21 protein-coding genes are annotated in these 22,820 nt (G+C 71.8%); 20 read left to right on the top strand and 1 reads right to left on the bottom strand.

All coding sequences use genetic code 11. The features are described from left to right. Nucleotides 1-99: 99 nt before the first annotated feature. From ftsY to JOD54_RS15405, 8 genes are all read left to right on the top strand, one after another. Entirely contained in the window at nucleotides 100-1,458 is a 1,359-nt protein-coding gene (gene ftsY, locus JOD54_RS15370) for a signal recognition particle-docking protein FtsY (RefSeq protein WP_204451185.1), read from the top strand. 115 nt (nucleotides 1,459-1,573) lie between these two features. Then, entirely contained in the window at nucleotides 1,574-2,251 is a 678-nt protein-coding gene (locus JOD54_RS15375; protein ID WP_204451186.1) for a response regulator transcription factor, read from the top strand. 92 nt (nucleotides 2,252-2,343) lie between these two features. After that, on the top strand, nucleotides 2,344-4,614 hold the full coding sequence (locus JOD54_RS15380; RefSeq protein ID WP_204451187.1) for a glycosyltransferase family 2 protein: 2,271 nt from the start codon (nucleotides 2,344-2,346) through the stop codon (nucleotides 4,612-4,614). A 14-nt stretch (nucleotides 4,615-4,628) separates the two neighbouring features. Next, nucleotides 4,629-5,429: a DUF4397 domain-containing protein gene (locus tag JOD54_RS15385; protein ID WP_204451188.1), complete on the top strand. Its 801-nt coding sequence runs from the start codon at nucleotides 4,629-4,631 to the stop codon at nucleotides 5,427-5,429. Then, the gene (locus tag JOD54_RS15390) at nucleotides 5,426-6,028 is read left to right on the top strand and encodes a class F sortase (RefSeq protein WP_204451189.1); all 603 of its coding nucleotides are present in this window, start codon (nucleotides 5,426-5,428) and stop codon (nucleotides 6,026-6,028) included. Before JOD54_RS15385 ends, JOD54_RS15390 begins: the two co-directional genes overlap by 4 nt. Before the next feature lie 142 nt (nucleotides 6,029-6,170). Next, nucleotides 6,171-6,815 carry an ATP-binding protein gene (locus JOD54_RS15395; protein ID WP_204451190.1) on the top strand — a complete coding sequence of 215 codons (645 nt, stop codon included), beginning with the start codon at nucleotides 6,171-6,173 and terminating at the stop codon, nucleotides 6,813-6,815. Next, nucleotides 6,812-7,468: a response regulator gene (locus tag JOD54_RS15400; protein ID WP_204451191.1), complete on the top strand. Its 657-nt coding sequence runs from the start codon at nucleotides 6,812-6,814 to the stop codon at nucleotides 7,466-7,468. Before JOD54_RS15395 ends, JOD54_RS15400 begins: the two co-directional genes overlap by 4 nt. Before the next feature lie 161 nt (nucleotides 7,469-7,629). After that, nucleotides 7,630-8,787: a DUF6986 family protein gene (locus JOD54_RS15405; protein WP_204451192.1), complete on the top strand. Its 1,158-nt coding sequence runs from the start codon at nucleotides 7,630-7,632 to the stop codon at nucleotides 8,785-8,787. On the opposite strand, the gene JOD54_RS15410 is transcribed toward JOD54_RS15405, so the two are convergent. Continuing rightward, nucleotides 8,745-9,407, bottom strand: coding sequence for a (2Fe-2S)-binding protein (locus JOD54_RS15410; protein ID WP_204451193.1), 663 nt, complete (start codon nucleotides 9,405-9,407; stop codon nucleotides 8,745-8,747). The genes JOD54_RS15405 and JOD54_RS15410 overlap by 43 nt on opposite strands. Nucleotides 9,408-9,579: 172 nt before the next feature. Between JOD54_RS15410 and JOD54_RS15415 the strand changes: the two genes are divergently transcribed. The 12 genes from JOD54_RS15415 to rplS all read left to right on the top strand — a co-directional run bounded on the left by JOD54_RS15415 (nucleotide 9,580) and on the right by rplS (nucleotide 22,165). Further along, entirely contained in the window at nucleotides 9,580-10,953 is a 1,374-nt protein-coding gene (locus tag JOD54_RS15415; protein ID WP_307860074.1) for an ammonium transporter, read from the top strand. Between the two features lie 5 nt (nucleotides 10,954-10,958). Continuing rightward, on the top strand, nucleotides 10,959-11,297 hold the full coding sequence (locus tag JOD54_RS15420) for a P-II family nitrogen regulator (RefSeq protein ID WP_204451194.1): 339 nt from the start codon (nucleotides 10,959-10,961) through the stop codon (nucleotides 11,295-11,297). A 3-nt stretch (nucleotides 11,298-11,300) separates the two neighbouring features. Then, nucleotides 11,301-13,667, top strand: coding sequence for a [protein-PII] uridylyltransferase (locus tag JOD54_RS15425; RefSeq protein WP_204451195.1), 2,367 nt, complete (start codon nucleotides 11,301-11,303; stop codon nucleotides 13,665-13,667). A 1,632-nt stretch (nucleotides 13,668-15,299) separates the two neighbouring features. After that, nucleotides 15,300-16,823 (top strand): signal recognition particle protein, encoded by a 1,524-nt coding sequence (gene ffh, locus JOD54_RS15430; protein ID WP_204451196.1) that lies wholly within the window; start codon nucleotides 15,300-15,302, stop codon nucleotides 16,821-16,823. Continuing rightward, complete coding sequence (locus tag JOD54_RS15435; protein WP_204451197.1) at nucleotides 16,820-17,893, top strand: amidohydrolase family protein; 1,074 nt, start codon at nucleotides 16,820-16,822, stop codon at nucleotides 17,891-17,893. The genes ffh and JOD54_RS15435 overlap by 4 nt, the downstream gene beginning before the upstream one ends. A gap of 76 nt (nucleotides 17,894-17,969) precedes the next feature. Further along, a complete protein-coding gene (locus JOD54_RS15440; protein ID WP_204451198.1) occupies nucleotides 17,970-18,746 on the top strand; it encodes a CPBP family intramembrane glutamic endopeptidase in 777 nt (258 codons plus the stop codon). After that, the gene (locus JOD54_RS15445; RefSeq protein ID WP_204451199.1) at nucleotides 18,743-19,492 is read left to right on the top strand and encodes a LamB/YcsF family protein; all 750 of its coding nucleotides are present in this window, start codon (nucleotides 18,743-18,745) and stop codon (nucleotides 19,490-19,492) included. Before JOD54_RS15440 ends, JOD54_RS15445 begins: the two co-directional genes overlap by 4 nt. Nucleotides 19,493-19,666: 174 nt before the next feature. After that, nucleotides 19,667-20,104 (top strand): 30S ribosomal protein S16, encoded by a 438-nt coding sequence (gene rpsP / locus JOD54_RS15450; RefSeq protein WP_204451200.1) that lies wholly within the window; start codon nucleotides 19,667-19,669, stop codon nucleotides 20,102-20,104. Next, complete coding sequence (locus JOD54_RS15455; protein WP_092776549.1) at nucleotides 20,101-20,340, top strand: RNA-binding protein; 240 nt, start codon at nucleotides 20,101-20,103, stop codon at nucleotides 20,338-20,340. The genes rpsP and JOD54_RS15455 overlap by 4 nt, the downstream gene beginning before the upstream one ends. Nucleotides 20,341-20,352: 12 nt before the next feature. Continuing rightward, nucleotides 20,353-20,910, top strand: a complete 558-nt coding sequence (gene rimM, locus JOD54_RS15460; RefSeq protein WP_204451201.1) for a ribosome maturation factor RimM — start codon at nucleotides 20,353-20,355, stop codon at nucleotides 20,908-20,910. Next, nucleotides 20,910-21,680, top strand: a complete 771-nt coding sequence (gene trmD / locus JOD54_RS15465) for a tRNA (guanosine(37)-N1)-methyltransferase TrmD (protein ID WP_204451202.1) — start codon at nucleotides 20,910-20,912, stop codon at nucleotides 21,678-21,680. The genes rimM and trmD overlap by 1 nt, the downstream gene beginning before the upstream one ends. Before the next feature lie 125 nt (nucleotides 21,681-21,805). Beyond that, on the top strand, nucleotides 21,806-22,165 hold the full coding sequence (gene rplS, locus JOD54_RS15470; protein WP_018682038.1) for a 50S ribosomal protein L19: 360 nt from the start codon (nucleotides 21,806-21,808) through the stop codon (nucleotides 22,163-22,165). Nucleotides 22,166-22,820 lie beyond the last annotated feature (655 nt).

Here is a 22,820-nt window from a genome sequence, read left to right on the forward strand (position 1 = left end):
GTTCGACGCGGGACGGCCGCCGAGGACCTATTGGACCATGAACCCCCGTCCCCAGCCGGTGTCCGGCACAACGCCGAACCGGGATGCGAGGATGGCCGGGTGTCGAACACCCTGATCGTCATCCTCGTCGTCGCGCTGGTGCTCCTCGCCGCCCTGGTCACCGGCTTCGTGCTGGCCAAGCGCAGGCGGATCAGCCTGGAGCAGCGCAGGCCGCGGGTCGCCGAGCGCCCCAAGGGCGGCGGGTACCAGGCGGGCGGCGGGATCAGCCTGGCCCAGGGCGGCACGCAGGCGCCCCCGCACCCGGCGGGCGAACGGACCGAGGTGGACGGCCAGCCCGGCGTCGGCGACGACGCCTCGGTGCCCCGCGACTCGCCCAAGCGGCCGATCGTCGACATCACGCTCCCCGACACCCCCGCACCCGAGGTCGTCGAACCGGCCCCGGTCGAGACCGCCATCCCGGCGCCGGTGGTCCCGGAGGTCGTCGAGCCCGAGGTCGCGCCCGCACCGGAGCCGGTCGAGGAGATCGCCCCGACCACCGGCCGGTTGGAGCGCCTGCGCGGCAGGCTCTCCCGCAGCCGCTCCACCCTCGGCCAGGGCCTGCTCGGCCTGCTCGGCGCGGGCGACCTCGACGAGGACTCCTGGACCGAGGTCGAGGACACCCTGCTGCTCGCCGATCTCGGCGCCACCACCACGCAGGAGATCGTCGACCGGCTGCGCGCCGAACTCGTGTCCCGGGGTGTTCGCACCCCGGACCAGGCCCGCACACTCCTGCGCGAGGTCCTCGTCGACGCGCTGCGCCCGGACATGGACCGCTCGGTGCGCGCGCTGCCGCACGGCACGGGCGACGCCCAGCAGCCCGCCGTCGTCCTGGTCGTGGGCGTCAACGGCACCGGCAAGACCACCACGACCGGCAAGCTGGCCCGGGTCCTCGTCGCCGACGGCCGGACCGTCGTCCTCGGCGCCGCCGACACCTTCCGCGCCGCGGCCGCCGACCAGCTCCAGACGTGGGCCGACCGGGTGGGCGCCCAGGTCGTCCGGGGCAAGGAAGGCGCCGACCCGGCCGCCGTCGCGTTCGACGCCGTGAAGCTCGGTCGCGAGAGCGGTGTCGACACCGTCCTGGTCGACACCGCGGGCAGGCTGCACACCAAGACCGGCCTGATGGACGAGCTGGGCAAGGTCAAGCGGGTGGTCGAGAAGCAGGCCGAGGTGGACGAGGTCCTGCTCGTCCTCGACGCCACCACGGGGCAGAACGGGCTCACCCAGGCCAGGGTGTTCGGCGAGGTCGTCGCCGTCACCGGCATCGTGCTGACCAAGCTCGACGGCACCGCCAAGGGCGGCATCGTCTTCCAGGTGCAGCGCGAGCTCGGTGTCCCGGTCAAGCTGGTGGGCCTCGGCGAGGGCGCCGACGACCTGGCGCCGTTCGACCCGCGCGCCTTCGTCGACGCCCTGCTGGACTGACCCGCCCTGCTTGACCGAACCGCCCTGCCGGGCCGAGCCGGTGGTCACACGAACGGGTGAGTCTCCTCCATCTGGATGAGGACACGGCGGCCCGGCTGCTGCACCGTGTGCGGCCGTGGACCCCATCAAGCTGTGGCTCGTCGACGACCACACCCTGCTCACCGAGGCGCTGACCAGCAGGCTCGCCGCGTTCGGCGACCTGTGGGTGGCGGGTCGCGGCGCCAGCGACGACCCGAGGCTGCCGATCCGACTGGCCCAGGAGCGGCCGACGATCATCACCGTCGAGCCGGAGGCGGCCAGGGTGCCGCTGCCGGAGCTGGTGGCGTCGCTGCGCGCGGCGGCGCCCGAGGCCAGGTTGGTCGCGCTGACCGGGAGCAAGGACCCGGACCGGGCGCTCGCGGCCGCGCGCCTCGGCGTGGACGCGTGGGTCTCCAAGGCGTCGGGCATGGCGCACCTGGTCGAGGTGCTGCGCGGCGTCGCGCGCGGGGACGCGTGGTTCCCGCCGCGACTGCTCGGGACCGTGTTGCGCGGGCTGCGGGCGGACCGCACGCGGTCCGGCGACGGGCCGCTGGACGCGCTGTCGGGCCGTGAGCGCGAGGTCCTCGTGTGCATGGTGGACGGGATGCGCGGCCCGGAGATCGCCGAACGGTTGGGACTGTCCACCAACACCGTCCGAACGCACACGCACAGCGTCTACGCCAAACTCGGTGTGCACAGCCGGTTGCAGGCGGTGAGCGCCGCTCGCGCCGCTGGTCTGCTGCCCCGCGCGAAGGATCCCGTCCAGATGTCGTAGGCGGTCTCATCCAGCCGGGTGAGCCGATTTCCGCCGTCGGATCCTACGGTCGCTGCGGTTGCCGCCGCAGGAGGCGGCGTGGGGGTGGAGCGGTGATCCCGGCCTGGGTGTTGGCGGTGTTGGTGGTGGGCATCGGGTCCACTGCCAGCGCTGTCTTCGGGTTCCTGCGGCGGGACCGCGAGCACGGGTCCCCGCCACTGGAGTCCGTCGAGCAGCCGCGCGGTGCGGTCGCTGTCCTTGTCCGTGGGGGAGAGGGACCAGCGGTCGCGGCGGCCGAGCGGTTGGTGGGCCGCGCGCACATCTACTTCGATGCCGCGCACGTGCCTGCCGAGCGGTACGACTACGTGCTGCTGCTCGACTCGGACCACCGCCCGCACCCGCACTACCTCGGCCGGACCCTGCCGTTGTTCGAAGACCCTGATGTCGCTGCCGTGGCCGGGTACGCCCAGTTGGATTGGGGTAGCGCGCGCAAGAACCCGCTCGCGCTGGCACTGACCGCCTATAGGGCCCGCACGCTCGCGTTGACCCAGTGGCTGCTGACCGTCGCGCGAACTCGTCCACGCATAGATGTGGCGCGACTCATCCCCAGCCCAGCCCCACTGCTGCGGTCGATGGTGTTCGCGACCCTCGATCTCGACTCTGACCTGTCGCTGCAGATCTACCGACGTCGACTCGGTCGCGTGCTGGTCGTGCGTGGAGCTCTTGTTGACGTTCCCGCACCGGACAACCTGCGTACCTATAGCGGCCAGGTCCGGCTCTGGGCACAGGGGTTCTGGCGGAACGCGGCGCGAAATCGCTTTCCTCGGGGCGTTCCCGCGTTCGCTCTGGAGACCTTCGTCGCGTCGGTCGTGTTCGTGGCTCTACCGGTGTTGGCGGTAAGAGGGCTGGTCACCGTCCCAGCGCTGATACTGGGCGTGTTCCTGCCCGACGTCCTACTCACTGTTGTCGTCGCAGTACGTCAGCGGCGGGCACGGTACTTGCTTGTCGCCCTCCTGCTGCCGTTCGTCCGCTTCCTCGACGCGGTACTGGTGCTGAGCGCCGTTGTACCGCGCAGAACCGCAACGGTTGCGGGATGGATTCTGGCCACGGCTTCCGCCGCGGTCTTCGTGTTCCGCGTGCACTTCATGGCCGTGCGTTTGCCCGTGACCTCTCTCGAACCCTCGCTCGTCGACGCCGCCTACGCGCGCGTGGCGGGGATCCAATCCATCCCGGTCTCGTTCGACCTCTGGGCCACCAACCTCCAAGTGGTCCTCTATGGCGGGGTCAGCGGTTCCTTCGAGCGGTACGACAGCGTCTTGGTCAGCGCCCGCGAAGCCGCTGTGGCCGCGGCCGCCGTGCTGGCGTTGTGCGTCCTGCTGACAACGGCCCTGCTTCGGCTCCAACCGCTGTTGGTCACCGCGGTCCTGCTCGGCTGCTGTGCCACTGCCCCGCTGTTCGCCACGGTCGATCCCGGAAGTTTCGCCGCGGCTTGGCTGGCCATTGGCGCGCTCGCACTCGTCGCGGCGATAACGCGCCACGACACGAAACCTGTCCCCGTGGTCATCATCGCCGCCGGGGCCGTAGTGCTGACAGCCCTGCCCAACCCCCTTGCTCTCGCCGTTCCGGGATTGCTGGTCGCGGCGATGGTCGCTGTCGCTGTCGTGGTGGACAGGCTCCCGCAAGAGGTACGGCGACCGGGGATCGCGGTAGCGGCGTTGGCGGCGATCGCCGTCTTCGCGCTGAACATCACCGTCGTTCCACCGAACCCGCCCGCGGTCGCCCACCGCGAAGTGGCCGAGTGGTTCGACACGGCCGCGACCGGCAGCATGGACCTCTCCGCCCCACCCCTGCTGTGGGCGGACCTCACGCGGGACCTCGCCGACACCAACGGGCGTGTCCGCCGCGAGGGACCAGCCTCGCTCGCCGCCAATGGCGACGGTCTCCCGGTGGCGACCTTCCCCGGCGTCACCATCAGCCTGACCGCCGGGGGCGCGGGGTTCGTCGGCGACGGCAACCGGACCGTCGCGGGCGTCGACCTCGCCGCCAACACGAGGATCACCGCGCCGGAACCGGTCCGCGCCGCCTTCCGCTCGGGCAGGCTCGACTTCCGGATCATGGCGGTGCTCGCCGAGATCAGCGCCCAGCACACCATCACCGTGGCCGAGGTGAGCAACCCCGAGCCTGAAGCGGGATCGGAGCTGCCGCTGCGCACGGTGGTGCTCTCCGCAGTGGACGGACGACCCGTCAGCGATCCCGCAGTGGCCGAAGAACTCCGGACCTGGCTCTCAGCCCAACTACCGCCTTACGCCCCCGACGACGCCCGCCTCACCGACCGGGGGTTCGCCTTGTCATGGCGCCTCTCCGGCAACCCCGTCCCGAACTGACCTAAGGACCACCGATGCGCTCGACCCTGATCCTGCTCGTCGCGGCGATCCTCACCGCCGTGGGCGTGGCTCCCGCGCACGCCGCCACCGGCACCTACCTCCGATTGGCCCACCTGTCGCCGGACACACCCGCGGTCGACGTCACGGTCACCAACTTCGCCAGACCCGACTGGTCGGTGAAGCTCAACGGCGTCGCCTACGGCGCCGTCTCGGGCTACCAGCGCGTCGAGCCCGGCACCTACACGATCGCGATGCGCGCGGCGGGTGCCGACCCCAAGACCCCGCCGGTCATCTCCGCGACCTTGCAGGCCACCGAGGGCCGCGCCTACACCGTGGCCGGGCTCGGCACCTTCGCCGCGCTGGCGCTCAAGGTCCTCGACGACGACATCTCGCTGCCGCCCCAGGGCCAGGCCCGGATGCGCGTGGTCAACGCGGCACCGAAGACCGGCGAACTCGACATCGACCGGGCGGGCGTGCCGGTCATCGAGCGGGCCGTCTTCGGCCAAGCGACCACCTACAGCCTGGTCCCGGCGGGCGCGAGCGTCCTGCAGGTCGTCCCCAAGGACGCCACCCCCACCGACCTCCCGGTGTCGCTCGACCCGGGCGGCGTCTACACCGTGCTCGTCCTGGAGAAGAACGGTGCTCTCACCGCCGAGGTGAAGGCCGACGCCAAGGGCGCCGAGGTGGTGCCGACCGGTGGGGTGGAGACCGGCGGGGGCGGTACCAGCCCCGCGTTGGTCATCACCCTGGGGCTGTTGGTCGTGGCAGGCGCGGCCGGAGCCCTCTTCACCACGATGGTCCGTCGCCGCGGATGATCCTCAGGGTCGCGTTCGGCGCGCTGGGTGCTGTCGTCGTCCTGTTCTGCCTCGCCATCACAAGCGCGACGGAGCACCCGGGCGTCGCCAGTCCCTCCAGCGCGCCCAGCGCACCCACCTGGTCGGTGGAGACGACCTCGGCCGCGGCCACCGACCCCAGGCCCGTCCGGCTCCGCATCCCCGCCATCGACGTGGACACCCCGCTGATCGACATCGGCACCGACGGCACGGGTGCCCTCATCCCGCCCACCGCGGCCGACATCGCGGGCTGGTTCACGGCGGGACCGGTCCCCGGCGCGGTCGGTCCCGCGCTGCTCGCCGGGCACGTCGACTCCAGAGCGGGTCCCGGCGTGTTCTACCGGCTGGTCGACCTGCGCCCCGGCGACAGCGTCGAGGTCGAGCGCGCCGACGGCACCCGGGTCACCTTCGCCGTCGCCAGCACGACCCGCACGCCCAAGACCGCCTTCCCCACCGACCTCGTCTACGCCCCGGCCCCCGGCCCCGAACTGCGGCTGGTGACCTGCGGGGGTGCCTTCGACCGCGCCATCCGCAGCTACCGCGACAACGTCATCGTCGAGGCTGTTCTCACCGTCGGATGAGTCTCGATCACATCGAGTAGTCGCCGGGGGTGTGTGAGGTCCGACATTCGGGTGAACCATTGCGCCGTTCGCGACGAATACCGCGAAACGCGCGTGCCCCGCGCACCGATCTCGCAAGTGGACTCTCCACAGGGGGTGCCGGATGCACTGGCCGAACGACCGCCGGGTGGGCCCCGGGCGGCGCAGCACCGACCGGGCGAACCCGCTCGGCGCGACCCAGGACGTCCTGCACGACCTCGGCCACGAGCTGGCCACCCTCGCCCTGCTCACCGCCGCCGTCGCCGCCGACCCCGGGTTGTCCGCGCCGACCAGCACCCGGGTCGAGCTGATCCAGGCCCAGGTCGCCAGGCTCGTCGACCTCGTGCACGGCACCCCGGTCACCGCCCCGGTCGACGTGCGGGCCGTGCTCGACCAGGTCGTCGCGGTCGCCGCCGCGGCGGGCGCCCCGGTCGAACTGGCCCCGGGGGAGCCGGTCACCTCGACTTTGGACCCCGGGGTGCTGTGGCGCGTGGTGTCCAACCTGGTCGCCAACGCGGTTCGGGCGGGTGGCGCCGTCCTGGTCGAGATCACCGGGACCGATCCGCTGGTGGTGGAGGTCGTCGACACCGGACCGGGCTTCGGCGCCGGTCCCCCCGGTCGGTCCGGCCGCGGTCTGGGCATTGTGGACGGTCTGGTCCGGTCGGTGGGCGGGATCACCCGGATCACCCCGGAACTACCAGCGGGTACGCGCATCCGCGTGGCCTTCGGCGTCGTTGAGCCCACCGAAGGCACCCCGGAGGCGACATGACCGACCTGGTGTTGTGCGACGACCACACGGTCTTCGCCGACGCGTTGAGCACCGTGCTCACCCAACACGGCTTCACCGTGCGCGCGGTCACCGCGACGGTGTCCGGCGCGGTCACGGCGCTGCGCGGCCTCAACCCCGACCTGTGCCTGCTCGACCGCACCCTCGGCGACGGCGACGGCCTGGCCGCGCTCGGCGAGCTGACCAGGGCGAGCGCCCGCACCAAGATCCTCATGCTCACCGCGGACGAGAACCCCGACACCGCCGCCCGCGCGCTCGACGCCGGAGCAGTCGGCTACCTCCACAAAACCGGCAGCGTCAGCTCCCTCACCCAAGCCCTCCGCCGCGCCATGGACGGCGAGGTGGTGGTCGAACTCCCCACCCGCGGCGACCGCCCCCGCTCCCCAGACCCCGGCGACCCCCACCGCCTCGCCGCGCACCTCACCCCCCGCGAACGGCAGTGCCTAGCCCTGCTCGTCGAAGGCGCCAGCACCGTCGCGATGCAACGCAGGATGGGCATCTCCTCCACCACCGTGCGCACCCACATCCAGGCCCTGCTGACCAAACTCGGTGTCCACTCGCGCTTAGAGGCGGCCTCCTTCGCCGTCCGCCACCGCCTCCTGGTGGACCCGCCCCACCGCGCCACCGGGACCTGACTCGCCCAGGGGACCCGGCACCGGGCTTCGACCATCCGAACGGCGCCAGGGTGGTCACCCCGACCGGCTCGGGCATCTCCGCGCGCCTTGGCGACGGTGTCCGCCGGGCGTGCGCTTGGTCGGCCGCGTCGATCGCCCAGTTGGCCCATAGCGTGCCCAGCGTGGCGTTTGAGGTTGCCGTCGACTCGGCCAGCTCCGGCTGCGGTGACACCCGCGCGGGGGACCCGGCGCCGGTGATCCAACTGTCTGAATCGGCCAGGCGGGGTCACTATGGAGCCATGCGGACGACCCTCGACGGCTCCCTGATCGCGGGCCTCGTCGCCACCCTGGCCGAGACCGGGCCTGAGCCGTCCCCGGTGGACAGTCGGGCCGTTGTCCGCCAGCCGGTGCACACCTGCCTCGTGCCGGTGCAGGAGGCCACCGACGACATGCCCGCGCGGTGGGGTGCGAACGCCGCTGCCGCGCTCGCCGAGCACGCTCCTGACCCGGCGGCGTTGGCCGGGATCGTCGGCTTGCCCCCGGCGCTGGCGACCGTCGTGTACGAGCGGATCCGCGGGAAGCTCGCCACCGACCCGGTGGAGGACGTGCGGATCGACCTCAGCCACCGCGAGCACGACACCGGTGACGCCGACGCCGCGCGCGCCGCTGAGCTCCTGGCCCGCTGGTGCTTGCCCGAGTCCGGTATCCGTGTCCGGTCGTTCGCCACCGCGGACTCGTTCCGCCGCGCGGTCCGGTCGCTCGACCTCGCGGTCACCTCTCTCGGCCGCCCGGTGACGCTCACCCTGCCCGAGGTCACCTGGGCCGAGCAGGTCAGCGTCATGGTCGGCCTGTTGGAGGTCCTCGAACGGCGGCTCGGCCTGCCCGACGGCGCCCTGCGGTTCGAGGTCGGCGTCGACACCGCCCGCGCAGTTGTCGACCACGTGGGACGAGCCGCGGTACCGGCTTTCATCGCCGCGGGCGAGGGCCGGGTGTCCGGGCTCGTCTTCGGCGCCGACACCTACGCCGCCACCTGTGGTCTCACCGACGCGGACGCCGATCATCCGGCCTGCGATTTCGCGCGGCACCTGATCCTGGTGGGAGCGGCAGGCAGCGGGGTTCGACTGTGCGACAGCCCGACGACTCTGCTCCCCACAGGAGATAACGTCGCCGAGGGCTGGCGGCGGCACTATAGGCAGGTCCGGCGATCGTTGGCGCTTGGCTTCCCACAAGGCGTGGACATCCACCCCACCCAACTCGTCGCCCGCTATGCAGCCGTGTTCACCCACCGGCTGGAGAGTCACAGCGCGGAGAGTCTGGCCAATCTCTCTTCTGGCAGCTGACGGGGACAAGACACGCACTTGGGTCCGCCCGTCGCCTCGTAGATCAGGCAGCACGACCCCCGGCGGACGTAGTCGCGGCCGTTGACGTTCACGAACCGCGGCGCAGGCGACTCCGGCATGTCCGCCGCCAACGACAACGCCAAGCCCGGCGTCCCGCCCGACCAGAGCACCCGGTTCGCCAGCGAGTCCGCGCCCACCGCCCACAGCGTGCGGGCCTTGGCGCCGGTCACCGCCGCCACCGCGGAGATCACCGACTCGAACACCCCGTGCAACGCCGCCCCCGGCGTCGAGCACAAGGAGTCCGAAGTGGTGCCCAAGATCCGCCCGTCCGGGTGCAGGTGCAGGGTGACGGCGGCCGGGTCCAACGCCTTCCCCGTCACCACAAGCGATTCCACCGTCGGCGCGGGCACCATCATGCTCGCCGAGTACCACCACAACACGCCCAGCACCCGCCGGTCGCGGAACCGGTACATGCGCCCCGCGGCGGTGATCTGCTCGGCCACCCAGTCCGCGTCCGCGGCCTGGGAAACCGGGACCGGCGCGAGGCCCGCCGCCACCGCACCGGAGTGGTACGGCAACCGCGCGGCGATCGCCGCGTACACCTCCGGGACCCCGCTCATCGGCGGCCACGTTACAGACACGCTTCCGTGGTCGACCAATCACTGCTCGTGAGCGAAACGTGGCCGTAACACCGCCGGGCCGGTAGTTCACCGGCCCGAAACCAACGGCGCGGTCGCGCGAAACAGCCCGCCCCGATGCTTCCCGGCAATCAACAGTTCACGGGAGGACGATGTGAACGCAGGAGATACCGCCTGGGTACTGGTGAGCGCGGCGCTGGTCATGCTCATGACCCCCGGCCTCGCCTTCTTCTACGGCGGCATGGTGCGGGCCAAGAGCGTGCTCAACATGCTGATGATGAGCTTCATCGCGCTGGCCGTCGTCACCGTGCTGTGGGTGCTCTACGGCTACAGCTTGGCCTTCGGCAACGACCTCGGTGGTGGCCTGCTCGGCGGCTTCGACTTCGCGGGCCTCAAGGGCGTAGTCGGCACCCTCGTCGGGACAGCCCCCACCGACCCGAACACCCCGTGGGCCGACGGCCACCAGATCCCGCACCTGGTCTTCGTCGTGTTCCAGTTGATGTTCGCCATCATCACCGCGGCGCTGATCTCCGGCGCCATCGCCGACCGGGCCCGGTTCTGGGCGTGGACGCTGTTCATCGCGGTGTGGGTGACCATCGTCTACTTCCCGGTGGCGCACTGGGTGTTCAACTTCAACGGCTTCACCGGCGTCGACTTCGTCGGCGGCTGGATCGCCACCAAGCTCGGCGCGCTCGACTTCGCGGGCGGCACGGCCGTGCACATCAACGCGGGCGCCGCGGGCCTGGCCCTGGCCATCGTCCTGGGCAAGCGCAGGGGCTGGCCGCGCGAACCCATGCGCCCGCACAACCTCCCGTTCGTCATGCTCGGTGCCGGGCTGCTCTGGTTCGGCTGGTACGGCTTCAACGCGGGCTCCGCGCTGGGCGCAGGTGACCTGGCGGGCGTCGCGTTCATCACGACCACCGCCGCCACCGCCGCCGCGGTCCTGGGCTGGCTGGTGGTCGAGCAGATCCGCGACGGCAAGCCCACCACCCTCGGCGCGGCCTCCGGCGCGGTCGCCGGTCTGGTCGCGATCACCCCGGCCTGCGGCTTCGTCAGCCCGCTCGGCGCGCTGGCGATCGGGCTCGTCGCGGGCGTGCTGTGCGCCCTCGCGGTCAGCCTCAAGTACCGCTTCGGCTTCGACGACTCACTCGACGTGGTCGGCGTTCACCTGGTCGGTGGGCTCGTCGGCACCCTGATGATCGGTCTGCTGGCCACCACGTCGGTCAACCAGGCGGGCAAGGACGGCCTGCTCTACGGTGGCGGACTGGACCTGCTGGGCAAGCAGGCCATCGCCGCGGTCGCGGTGCTCGGCTACTCGTTCACGCTCACCCTGGTGATCGGCTTCCTGATCCAGAAGACCATCGGCTTCCGGGTCTCCGCCGAGGCCGAGCGCACCGGCGTCGACGAGGCCGAGCACGCCGAGAGCGGCTACGAGTTCTCCAGCCTGCGCGGCGGCGGGTCCTCCCTGTCGAGGACCGCCGAGGTGCTGGCGGGCAAGGTCACCGCAGGCGCTGGCAAGGAAGGCTGAGGGCCATGAAGCTGGTCACCGCGATCATCAAGCCGTTCACCCTCGACGAGGTCAAGTCGGCGCTCGAGCAGATCGGCGTGCTGGGCATGACCGTCAGCGAGGTGCAGGGCTACGGCAGGCAGAAGGGCCACACCGAGGTCTACCGCGGCGCGGAGTACTCGGTGGACTTCGTGCCCAAGGTCCGCGTCGAGGTGCTCGCCGACGACGCCACCGCCGACAAGGTCGTCGACGCGGTCGTCGAGGCCGCCCGCACCGGCAAGATCGGCGACGGCAAGGTCTGGGTCACCCCGGTGGACACCGTGGTCCGGGTCCGCACCGGGGAGCGCGGGACGGACGCGATCTAGCCGATGCCCGGGGACACCACCCCGACGGCGGCGGACCTGGTCCTGGCCCGCGACCGGCTCCTGCGAGCCGCCGCGGTGCCCAGGTCCGCCGCGGGCGGGCACCGGCTCACGCCTGCCGCGCTGCGCGAGGCGCTCACCGACCTGCACGAGTTCTGGCTCACCGCGCACGCCGCGCGGGCCGGGGTCGGCGGATCGGCAGGCGCCGCCCTGTTCGCCGTCGGCGGCCTCGGCAGGCGTGAGTTGGTGCCCTACGCCGATCTCGACCTGGTCCTGGTGCACGACGGGCGGACCAAAGTGGACGCTCTGGCCGAGCGGCTGTGGTACCCCCTGTGGAACTCGGGGGTGGGTCTGGACCACTCGGTGCGCACCGTCGGCGAGGCGCTCGACGTCGCCGCCTCGGACCTGCGCACCGCGCTGGGCCTGCTCGACGCCCGGCACCTGGCGGGGGACGCGGAGATCACCGCCCGGCTCGCGGCCTCGGCCAAGGAGCGGTGGCGGGCCGGGGCGCGCAAGCGGCTCGGGGAGCTCATCGAGTCGGTGCGCAAGCGGTGGGTGCGCGCGGGGGAGGTGGCGCACTGGGTCGAGCCGGACCTCAAGCACGGCCGCGGCGGTCTGCGCGACCTCGACATCCTGCGGGCGCTTTCCCTCGCCCAGCTCATCGATCGCCCGGGTGCGGAGGTCACCGCGGCGCACGTGCTGCTGATGGACACCCGGACCGAACTGCGCCGCATCGCGGGCCGTCCCCGCGACGTCCTCCGCCCGCAAGACGGCGACGAAGTCGCCACCGCGCTCGGGCTGGAGGACCGCTTCGCGTTGGCGAGGGCGTTGTCCGGTGCGGGCAGGACCATCGCCTACGCCCTCGACGTCGCCCTCCGCTCAACCGGTGCTTCCGCGGCGCCCCGGCGGGTCCTGGGTGTCTTGCGCCGCACGCCTGATCGCCGCCCGTTGGACGAAGGTGTTGTCCTGCACGGCAACGAGGTCGTGCTCGCCAGGGATGCCGCCCCGGGGAAGGATCCCGGTCTGCTGCTGCGGGTCGCCGCCGCCTCCGGCCGCACCGGCCACCCCATCGCCCCCGCCGCGTTGGCCCGGCTCGCCGAGTCCGCACCGGAGCCGCGTTCGCCTTGGCCTGCCGAGGCCCGGCAGGACCTGGTGGCGTTGCTGGGCGCGGGGGAGGGGCTGGCCGATGTCGTCGAGGCGATGGACCGGGGTGGCCTGTGGGCGCGGCTGTTCCCCGAGTGGGGCGCGGTCCGCGACCTGCCGCCGCGCGACCCGGCCCACGTGTGGACCGTCGACCGGCACCTGGTGCAGACCACGGTCAACGCCGCCCGCCTGGTGACGTCGGTGGCGCGGCCGGACCTGCTCCTGCTCGGTGCGCTGCTGCACGACATCGGCAAGGGCCGCGACCAGGACCACTCCGTCGTCGGCGCCGCCCTCGCCGCCCAGATCGGCCGCCGCCTGGGCCTGCCCGCGGCCGATGTGGACACCCTCGCCGCGATGGTCCGCCACCACCTGCTGCTCCCGCACACCGCCACCCGCCGCGACGTCGACGACGAGTCCACCATCCACCGCGTCGTCGACACCCTCGGCGGTGACCCGGTCCTGCTCGACCTGCTGCACGCCCTCGCCCAAGCCGACTCCCTGGCCACCGGCCCAGGCGTGTGGACCGAGTGGAAGGCGCGCCTGCTGGCGGACCTGGTCACCCACTGCCGCACCGCCATGGCGGGCGGCACCCTCCCGGAACCCGTCGGCCTCGACGCCGCCCAACGCACCCTCGCCGAGTCCGTCGCCACCACCGGCAAACCGGACGTCCTGATCGAGCGGACTGCGGGCCAGGCGGCCACCACGATCACCCTGGCCACCCCCGACCGCCCCGGCGTCCTCTCCCGAGCAGCGGGCGTCCTGGCCCTCAACTCCCTAGAAGTCCACGCGGCCACCGTCGCCACCCACGCCACCACCGCCGTCGGCGTCTTCAGCGTGACCCCCCGGTTCGGCTCCCTGCCCGACCCGACCCTGCTGCGCGAGCAGTTCACCCGAGCCCTCTCCGGCTCCCTCTCCCTGGCCGCCGTCCTAGCCGCCAAAGAACGCGACTACGGCGGCCGGGCCACCGACGCCCCAGCCCCCAAAGTCCTCTGGTTCGACGACGAAGCGGGCGCCCCGCACTCGGTGGTCCTGGAACTGCGCGCCACCGACCGGATCGGCCTCCTCCACGACATAGCCACCGCCCTCGAATCCACCGACGTGAACGTCCAGTGGTCCAGGGCCACCACCCTCGGCCCCTCCGCCGTGGACGCCTTCGGCTTCACCCCACCCCCCATCCCCGACTGGCGGGCGCGGATCACCCAACGCGTACTGGACGCCGCCCGAGGTTGAGTAGTCCTACCCACCCCCACCCAAGTGCCCTCACACTGTGGCCCCCACCCTCCCCCCACAAGACTTCCCCTCGTCACGCCGAGCTCCACCACAGGCCGGGACCGGGACCCGCCGGGAATCCACACCCCCCGCCCCCGCCCAACTCGCCGCGACAAACCCCCGGGCGGGGCCCGAACGAGGGGTCGGGCCCCGCACCCGGGCGTTCCCCTTGCGCCGAGCGAGCCCACTCGCCCGCTCCGTCTCCGAGCCGGCCACCCCACCCCGGCTCACCGGCAGGCCAGTTCACTCGGTTTCCGGCCAGGCCACCCACTCGGTTCCCGGGCCAGCCCACGTACCCAGCTCATCGAGCCAGCCCACCCGGCCCGGCCATCGCTCCCGTAAGCCGCCGGTGCCCACCCGGCTCACCAAGCCAACCCACCCAACCCCAACCGCCCGGGCCAGCCCCGCCGCTGCTTCCGGAAGCCGCCGCCCCCAACTGCTCGATGGGGCGAACTTGGTTTGCGCGGGGCCCCTGCGCCACCCGTGGCAGGACCGCAAAGCTGGGGCCGAAAAGCATGGCCCTGTCCGCGCACAACGCTACGGGCACCGCTCCCCCACGCAAACCAAGTCCGCCCCATCGAGCCGCCGCGCGCAGCCCCCTGAGCTGGCCCACTCAACCCAATCGCCCGAGTGAGCCGCGTCAGCCTCACGGCTGCTCTCGGGGGCCGCTGCCTCTAACTGCTCGATGGGGCGAACTTGTTTTGCGCGGGGCCCCTGCGCCAGTCGTGGCAGGACCGCAAAGCTGGGGCCGAAGAGCATGGCCCTGTCCGCGCAGAACGCTACGACTGCCGCTCCCCCACGCAAAACAAGTCCGCCCCATCGAGCCGTCGCACTCAGCCCCCGAGCCAGCCCGCCCAGCCCAGCCGCCCGAGTCAGCCCCGCCAACCCAGCCATCGCTCCCGGAAGCCGCCGCCCCCAACTGCTCGATGGGGCGAACTTGTTTTGCGCGGGGCCCCTGCACCAGCCGTGGCAGGACCGCAAAGCTGGGGCCGAAAAGCATGGCCCTGCAGCGCACAACGCTACGACTGCCGCCACCCCCACACAAAACAAGTCCGCCCCATCGAGCCGCCGCACCCAGCCCCCGAGCCAGCCCACCAAACCAGCCCCCCGAGCCAGCCCGCCCAACCCAGCCCCCCGGGTCAGCCCCGCCAGCCCAACCCACCGAGCCGACCCACCCAGCCCAACCACCGCTCCCGGAAGTCGCTGGTGCCAACTGCTCGATGGGGTGGACCTGTTTTGTGTGGGGGGACGTCAGCCGTAGCTTTGTCGCGCTGCAGGGCCATGCTTTTCGGCCCCGGCTTTTGCGGTCCTGCCACGGCTGTCGTAGGGGCCCCGCACAAAACAGGTCCACCGCATCGAGCCTGCACTCAAATCGCGGATCCAGCCGATGGCGCAGCCGAGGCGAGGATCCAGCGTAAGGCGCGAAGCGACGAGCCGACCCTGTCCACACCCCATCCAATGGTCAGAACCGAGACGTCCGGGCAGCCTGCCCCCCAGGCCGACTACCCTCGACCCCAAGACCGCGTCACGCCGATCCACCGGGCCAGCGCCGCGGCCGACCGATCCGACCCGCAAGGCTGGAGTGCCGCACCCGTGTTCGACACCCTCTCCGACCGGCTCACCTCGGTCCTGCAGAACCTGCGGGGCAAGGGGCGGCTGAGCGAAACCGACATCGACACCACCGCGCGCGAGATCCGCATCGCGCTGCTGGAGGCCGACGTCGCGCTGCCCGTGGTGCGCGCCTTCATCGCCAAGGTCAAGGACCGCGCCAAGGGCGCTGAGGTGTCCGCGGCGCTGAACCCGGCGCAGCAGGTTGTCAAGATCGTCAACGATGAGCTGGTCGCGATCCTCGGCGGTGAGACCCGGCGGCTCAACCTGGCCAAGACCCCGCCGACGGTGATCATGCTCGCCGGTCTGCAGGGTGCCGGTAAGACGACGCTGGCTGGCAAGCTCGCCCGCTACCTCAAGGGGCAGGGCCACGCGCCGCTGCTGGTCGCCTGTGACCTGCAGCGCCCGAACGCGGTCACCCAGCTGCAGGTCGTGGCCGAGCGCGCGGGTGTGGCGGTGTTCGCCCCCGAGCCGGGCAACGGCGTCGGGGACCCGGTCGACGTGGCCAGGCGCGGTATCGACGAGGCCCGCCGTAGCCAGCACGACGTCGTCGTGGTCGACACCGCGGGTCGCCTCGGTGTCGACGAGGAGCTGATGCGCCAGGCCGCGGACATCAAGGCCGCGGTGGCCGCCGACGAGGTCCTCTTCGTCGTGGACGCGATGATCGGTCAGGACGCGGTGTCCACCGCGGAGGCCTTCCGCGACGGCGTCGGGTTCACCGGTGTCGTGCTGACCAAGCTCGACGGCGACGCCCGCGGTGGTGCCGCGCTCTCGGTGCGCGAGGTCACCGGTGTCCCGATCATGTTCGCCTCCAACGGCGAGAAGCTCGAGGACTTCGACGCCTTCCACCCGGACCGGATGGCGTCGCGGATCCTGGGCATGGGCGACGTGCTCACCCTCATCGAGCAGGCCGAGCAGCACTTCGACCAGGAGCAGGCCGAGAAGGCCGCCGCCAAGATCGGCACCGGCGAGCTCACGCTGGAGGACTTCCTCGAGCAGATGCTGGCCGTGCGCAAGATGGGCCCGATCGCCAACCTGCTGGGCATGCTGCCCGGCGCCGGTCAGATGAAGGACGCGCTGGCCCAGGTCGACGAGAAGCACATCGACCGGCTGCAGGCGATCATCCGGGGCATGACGCCCGCGGAGCGCCAGGACCCGAAGATGATCAACGCCTCGCGCAGGCTGCGCATCGCCAACGGCTCCGGCGTGCAGGTGCGCGACGTCAACGACCTGGTCAACCGGTTCTTCGAGGCCAAGAAGGTCATGCAGCAGATGGCGGGCCGCTTCGGCATGCCGGGCGGCGGGCGGGCCAACCAGCGCAAGCAGAAGGGCAAGAAGGGGAAGAAGGGCAAGGGGCCGACGCCGCCGCAGAAGCGCCTCGGGCTGCCCGGCGGCTTCCCCACCGCGCCCGGTGGCAACCAGCAGCAGCTCCCGCCCGCCTTCGGCGGCCTCGACGGCCTGCCCCCCGGGTTCGACCCTTCGCGGCTCAAGTTCCCCAAGCAGCCGTGACCGCGCTGCACCTGCGCGGGGTCGTGCTCCCCGGGGAGGACGAACGCGATCTGTGGATCGTCAACGGTCGCGTCCGCACCAACCCGGTTCCGGGGGCGGAGACCGTCGTCGACGGGGGCTACCTGCTCCCCGGCTTCGTCGACGCGCACTGCCACATCGGCATCGGCCCCCAGGGCCCTGTCGATCTGGACACCGCGGCCGAACAAGCCGTGGCCGACCGTGATGCGGGTGCGCTGCTACTGCGCGACTGCGGATCGCCTATAGACACGACGCCGCTGCAAGAGCGGTTGGACCTGCCGAGGATCGTGCGCGCCGGTAGGCACATCGCCCGCCCTAAGCGCTACATCCCGCACTTGGGCATCGACGTCGGTGATCCGGAGCAGTTGCCCGCCGCGGTAGCCGAGCAGGCCGCCGAGGGTGATGGCTGGGTCAAGCTCGTAGGCGACTGGATCGACCGCGACCGGGGCGACCTCGCCCCGCTCTGGTCGGATGAGGTGCTCGCCGAGGCGATCGCCGTTGCCCACGCCGCCGGAGCCCGGGTCACCGCGCACGTCTTCGGTGAAGAGGCGCTACCCGGTCTGATCAACGCGGGCATCGACTGCATCGAGCACGGCACTGGTCTCTCGGCGGACGTCATCGCCGAAATGGCCAAGAGGGGGACCGCGCTGGTTCCCACTCTTATCAACATCGAGAACTTCCCCGACATCGCCGCTAAGGCCACCAAGTACCCCGCATACGCGAGCCACATGGTCGACCTACACGCTCGCGCGGGCTCTATGGTCGCCCAGGCGATCGAAGCCGGTGTGCCTGTCTACGCGGGTACGGACGCGGGCGGCGGCATCGCCCACGGGCGCATCGTCGACGAGATCGTCGCCCTCCACCGGGCCGGTATGTCCGCCGAGAACGCCATCGCGGCGGGCTCGTGGGGCGCTCGGGCGTGGTTGGGGTGGTCTGGTCTGGACGAGGGGTCCGCGGCGGATGTGCTCGCCTTCGAGCAGGACCCGCGCAAGGATTTGGAAGTGCTGCGTGCCCCGAAGAGGATCATCCTGAGGGGCAGGATCGTCGGGTGATCGGGCCGGGCGGCCACGACCACCCCGGTTAGTCTCTGCGCACCGCAGGAATCGCCACGGATGACGGGGGAAAGCGATGGCACCACCTCCGCCCGGTGAGCCCACCGCCGCGCCCGCGGCGGAAGTCCCACCTGTGCCCGCCGCCGAACCCCAGCGCGACCACAAATGGGGTTTCGGCGCCTTCTTGCTCGTGTTCGCCGTCTTCGTGATGTCCGCGGTGGTCATCAACGCGGTCATCGGCCTCGCGGGCCCGGACTCCACCGACTCGATCACGGTGATCCTGGTCGGCACCATCGTCCCCACCGCACTGGCCACCCTCGCCACCCTGGTCGTCACCTGGGTGCGCGGCAACGGCCCCAAGATCGACCTGCGGCTGTCCTACAACCGCGACGACCTGCGCGCGGGCCTGAAGTTCGGCCTCATCGGCCTGGTGTGCACCACCGTCGCGGCGGCGATCTGGACCAGGGTCGTCGGTGAGGAGAACGCGACCTCGTCGCTGGGCACGCTGGTGGACAACCAGACCATGCCGGTGGCCGCCGCGATCACCCTGTTCCTCTACGTCTGGCTGGTCGGCCCGCTGTTCGAGGAGATCATCTACCGCGGCCTGCTCTGGGGCGCGCTCGAACGGCTGCGGTGGGGTCGGTGGGCGGTCTTCGCGCTGACCACCGCGATCTTCGCGGTCAGCCACCTGGAGCCGCTTCGCACCTCGCTGCTGCTGGTCATCGGCATCCCCATCGGCCTCGCCAGGCTCTACACGGGGCGGCTGGGCGCCAGTGTCGTTGCCCACCAGGTCAACAACTTCACACCCGCGCTCGCCGTCCTGCTCATCAGCCTGGGCGTGATGCACTCGTGAGCGACCTCGACCTCAACAGCGACCTCGGCGAGGGTTTCGGCGTCTGGCAGCTCGGCGATGACGAAGCCCTGCTGGATGTCGTCACCTCCGCTAACGTCGCCTGCGGTTTCCATGCGGGCGATGCCTCCACCATGCGCTCGGTCTGCGCTGCTGCGGCGGCTAGGGGAGTGTCTATAGGCGCCCAGGTGTCTTACCGCGACCTTGCCGGGTTCGGTCGCCGCTTCATCGACGTCGAACCGGCCAGACTCGCCGACGAGGTCCTCTACCAAATCGGCGCGCTAGAGGCCTTCGCGCGAGCCGCGGGCACCCGCGTCTCTTACGTCAAGCCGCACGGTGCGCTCTACAACGCCACCGTCCACCACGACGCTCAAGCCCAAGCGGTCGTGAACGGGGTTCGCGCGTTCGGAGACCTACCGATCCTCGGCCTACCGGGGTCGCGGCTGCTGGCCGAAGCAGGTGCCGCAGGTGTCGAAGAGGCCTTCGCCGACCGTGGCTACACCCCGGAGGGGACCCTTGTCCCGCGCGGCGAACCCGAGGCGTTGCTCATTGACACCGCCGCTGTGGTCGCCCGCGCGATCCGCCTCGCGGAAGCCGGGGAGATAGTCGCGGTCGACGGCACGGTGTTGGCGCTGCCCGCGCGGTCGTTGTGCCTGCACGGCGACACACCCGGGGCCGTGCACCACGCCCGCGCGGTCCGCCGAGCCCTGGAAGAAGCGGGCGTCACCCCCACCCCGTTCGCGGCATAGACCCCCGCGAGTTCTCCTCCCGGGACCGCGTCTGGCAGAATTGGTGGCTGTCCGTCGTGGCCGGACCCTCTCACCGTGCCGTGACACCCGAAACCTTCGGGCGCGGTCCCGACCCCACACGGGACCGCCGCGCCCGGCACCGCATGTCGAGAGCTTTGAGGAGCACCCCTACCCGTGGCTGTCAAGATCAAGCTGCAGCGCCTCGGAAAGATCCGCGCGCCGTACTACCGCATCATCGTCGCCGACGCCCGCACCCGCCGCGACGGCAAGGCGATCGAGACGATCGGCCGCTACAGCCCGAAGGAGGAGCCGAGCCTCATCGAGGTCGACTCCGAGCGGGCCCAGTACTGGCTGGGTGTCGGCGCCACGCCGACCGACCCGGTGAAGCACCTGTTCGAGGTCACCGGCGACTGGCAGAAGTTCAAGGGCCTGCCGGGCGCCGAGGGCACCCTGCGGGTCAAGGAGCCCAAGCCGAGCAAGCAGGAGCTGTTCGAGGCCGCGCTCAAGGCCGCAGGCGACGAGCCCGGCACCGAGGCGACCACCCCGAAGAAGAAGTCCGCGCCGCGCAAGGTCGAGGACACCCCCGCCGAGGCGGAGGCCGCGGCCGAGTGAGTGCCCTCGCGGACGCCCTCGAACACCTCGTGCGCGGCATCGTGGACAACCCCGATGACGTGCAGGTCGAACTCGTCACCACCCGGCGCGGCCGCACCCTCGAGGTGCACGTCAACCCGGAGGACCTCGGCAAGGTGATCGGCCGGGGCGGCCGCACCGCGACCGCGCTGCGGACCGTGATGGCCGGGGTCGGCGGTCGCGGTATCCGGGTGGACGTGGTCGACACCGACCACTGATCGGGTCGAGCGATGGACAAGCAGGACCTGGTCGCGGTCGGCCGGGTGGCCAAGGCGCACGGGATCCACGGCGAGCTCGCCGTGGACGTGCGCACGGACACCCCGGCGTTGCGGTTCGCCCTGGAGGCGACCGTGACCGCGCGACTGCGCGACGGGTCGCACCGCCCGCTGACGGTGTCAGCCGCCCGGCAACACGCCGGGCGGCTGCTCGTCCGCTTCGCCGAGGTCCCCGACCGCACCGCCGCTGAGGCGTTGCGCGGGGCCCTCCTGCTCGCGGACACGGCAGACCTGCCGCCTATAGACGACCCCGACGAGTTCTACGACCACGAGTTGGCGGGCTTGTCCGCCGAACTGGTCGACGGAACCCGGGTCGGCACGGTTCGGGAAGTCACCCACGGCCCCGGCAGTGACCTCTTGGTCATCGACCGCGATGGCACCGAGGTCCTGATCCCGTTCGTGCGCGAGATCGTCCCCGTGGTCGACGTGCGCGGCGGCCGGGTCGTGCTGGACCCGCCGGAGGGCCTGATCGACCCGGACAACGCCGTGGAAGCGAAAGGCGCGACTGACTAGTGCGCGTCGACGTCGTCACGATCTTCCCCGAGTACCTGGAGCCGCTGCGCGGCGCGCTGCTCGGGCGCGCCATCGAGCGCGGCCTGCTCACCCTCGGCGTCCACGACCTGCGCCAGTGGACCTACGACGTGCACAAGGCGGTCGACGACAGCCCGTACGGCGGCGGCCCCGGCATGGTCATGAAGCCGCAGGTGTGGGGTGAGGCGCTCGACGAGGTGTGCGCCGGGCCGACACCCCGGCTGGTCGTCCCCACCCCGGCCGGTCGGCCGTTCACCCAGGCCCTGGCGCACGAGTACGCGGCAGAGGAGCGCCTGGTGTTCGCCTGCGGCCGCTACGAGGGCATCGACCAGCGGGTCGTCGACGACGCCGCGACCAGGATGCGGGTCGACGAGGTGTCCATCGGCGACTACGTGCTCGTCGGGGGCGAGGTCGCGGTCATGGTGATCGTCGAGGCCGTGGCCCGGCTGCTGCCCGGTGTCCTGGGCAACCCGGTCTCGGCCCAGCAGGACTCCTTCTCCGACGGCCTGCTCGAGGGCCCCAGCTACACCCGGCCCGAGGTGTGGCGCGACCGCCCGGTGCCCGACGTGCTGCGCTCAGGCAACCACGCCGCGATCGCCCGCTGGCGGCGGGACCGCTCGCTGGAGCGCACCTTCGCCCGCAGGCCCGACCTGCTGGCCGCGCTCCCGCCCGAGCACCTGGACAAACACGATCGGGCCATGCTGGACACATTGCGTGCGGGGGCCGATTTCGGGTCCGGCGACCGGGTCTGACATACTTTCCGGGTTGACGCGCCCCCGGCGCGTCCCACCAGACCACCCGCGCCAGGCAGTTCGGCACGACGCCGCCCTGGCCGGGACGTACGAAGCATCGTGACGAAGACGAGGACGGACTACCGATGAACACCCTGGATGCCCTGGACGCCAAGTCGCTGCGTTCCGACATCCCGGACTTCCGCCCGGGTGACACGCTGAAGGTCCACGTTCGCGTCATCGAGGGTTCTCGCTCGCGCGTCCAGGTGTTCCAGGGCGTGGTCATCCGCCGCCAGGGCGGCGGGATCCGCGAGACCTTCACCGTCCGCAAGGTCTCCTTCGGCGTCGGGGTCGAGCGCACCTTCCCGGTGCACACCCCCAACATCGCCGAGATCGAGGTCGCCCGCCGCGGCGACGTGCGCCGGGCGAAGCTGTACTACCTGCGCGAGCTGCGCGGCAAGGCCGCCAAGATCAAGGAGAAGCGGGAGCCGCAGACCGCTTCCTGACGCGGCCAGCACACCCGCTCACGTACGCTCACGTGCGTGGTCGACCGCCCTCCTCACCGTGTGCCACCGGACGCCGTGGCAGAGTCGGAGCACTCCCGTCGGGAGGCGGTCGACCGTACCCGTGACCACGAGCGCGCGGCCGGTGCCGACCAGGGGGTCAAGCACACGGAACCGATCAAGCGCGAGGTGAACGGGCACCGGGTCAACGGTGCCAAGGTCAACGGCGCCCCGGTCCAGGGGCCGCCGCAGGTCAACGGCGCCGCGGTCAACGGGTCCCAGGTCAACGGTTCGCGGGTGAACGGCAAGCCGGTTCCCGGGCGCGAGGCCCGCACCGAGCCGATCCGGCGGAAACCCCCCGTCCCCGAGGTGCCCGACCTGCCTGAGGTGGCGCCCGCCGACCCCGAGTTCTGGTTCGGCGCGCCGCTGCCCGAGGAGCCGTCCGCGGACTGGTTCCCGGCCGCCGCGACCCGCTCCGCCGCCGAGCGCCCGAGTCCCCGCCCCGACGGGTACACCCGTCCGGGCGGCACCCCGGGACCACCCCCGGTTGGTGATGTGGCGCAGGTCACCGGCGCGCATCATTCGAAGATGGTGCCGACCGAAGACGACACCGACGAGACCGTCCCGGTGTCGCGGACCACCTACCCGCCCACGCGGG

It is taken from the genome of Actinokineospora baliensis, assembly GCF_016907695.1.
Classification (GTDB): domain Bacteria; phylum Actinomycetota; class Actinomycetes; order Mycobacteriales; family Pseudonocardiaceae; genus Actinokineospora; species Actinokineospora baliensis.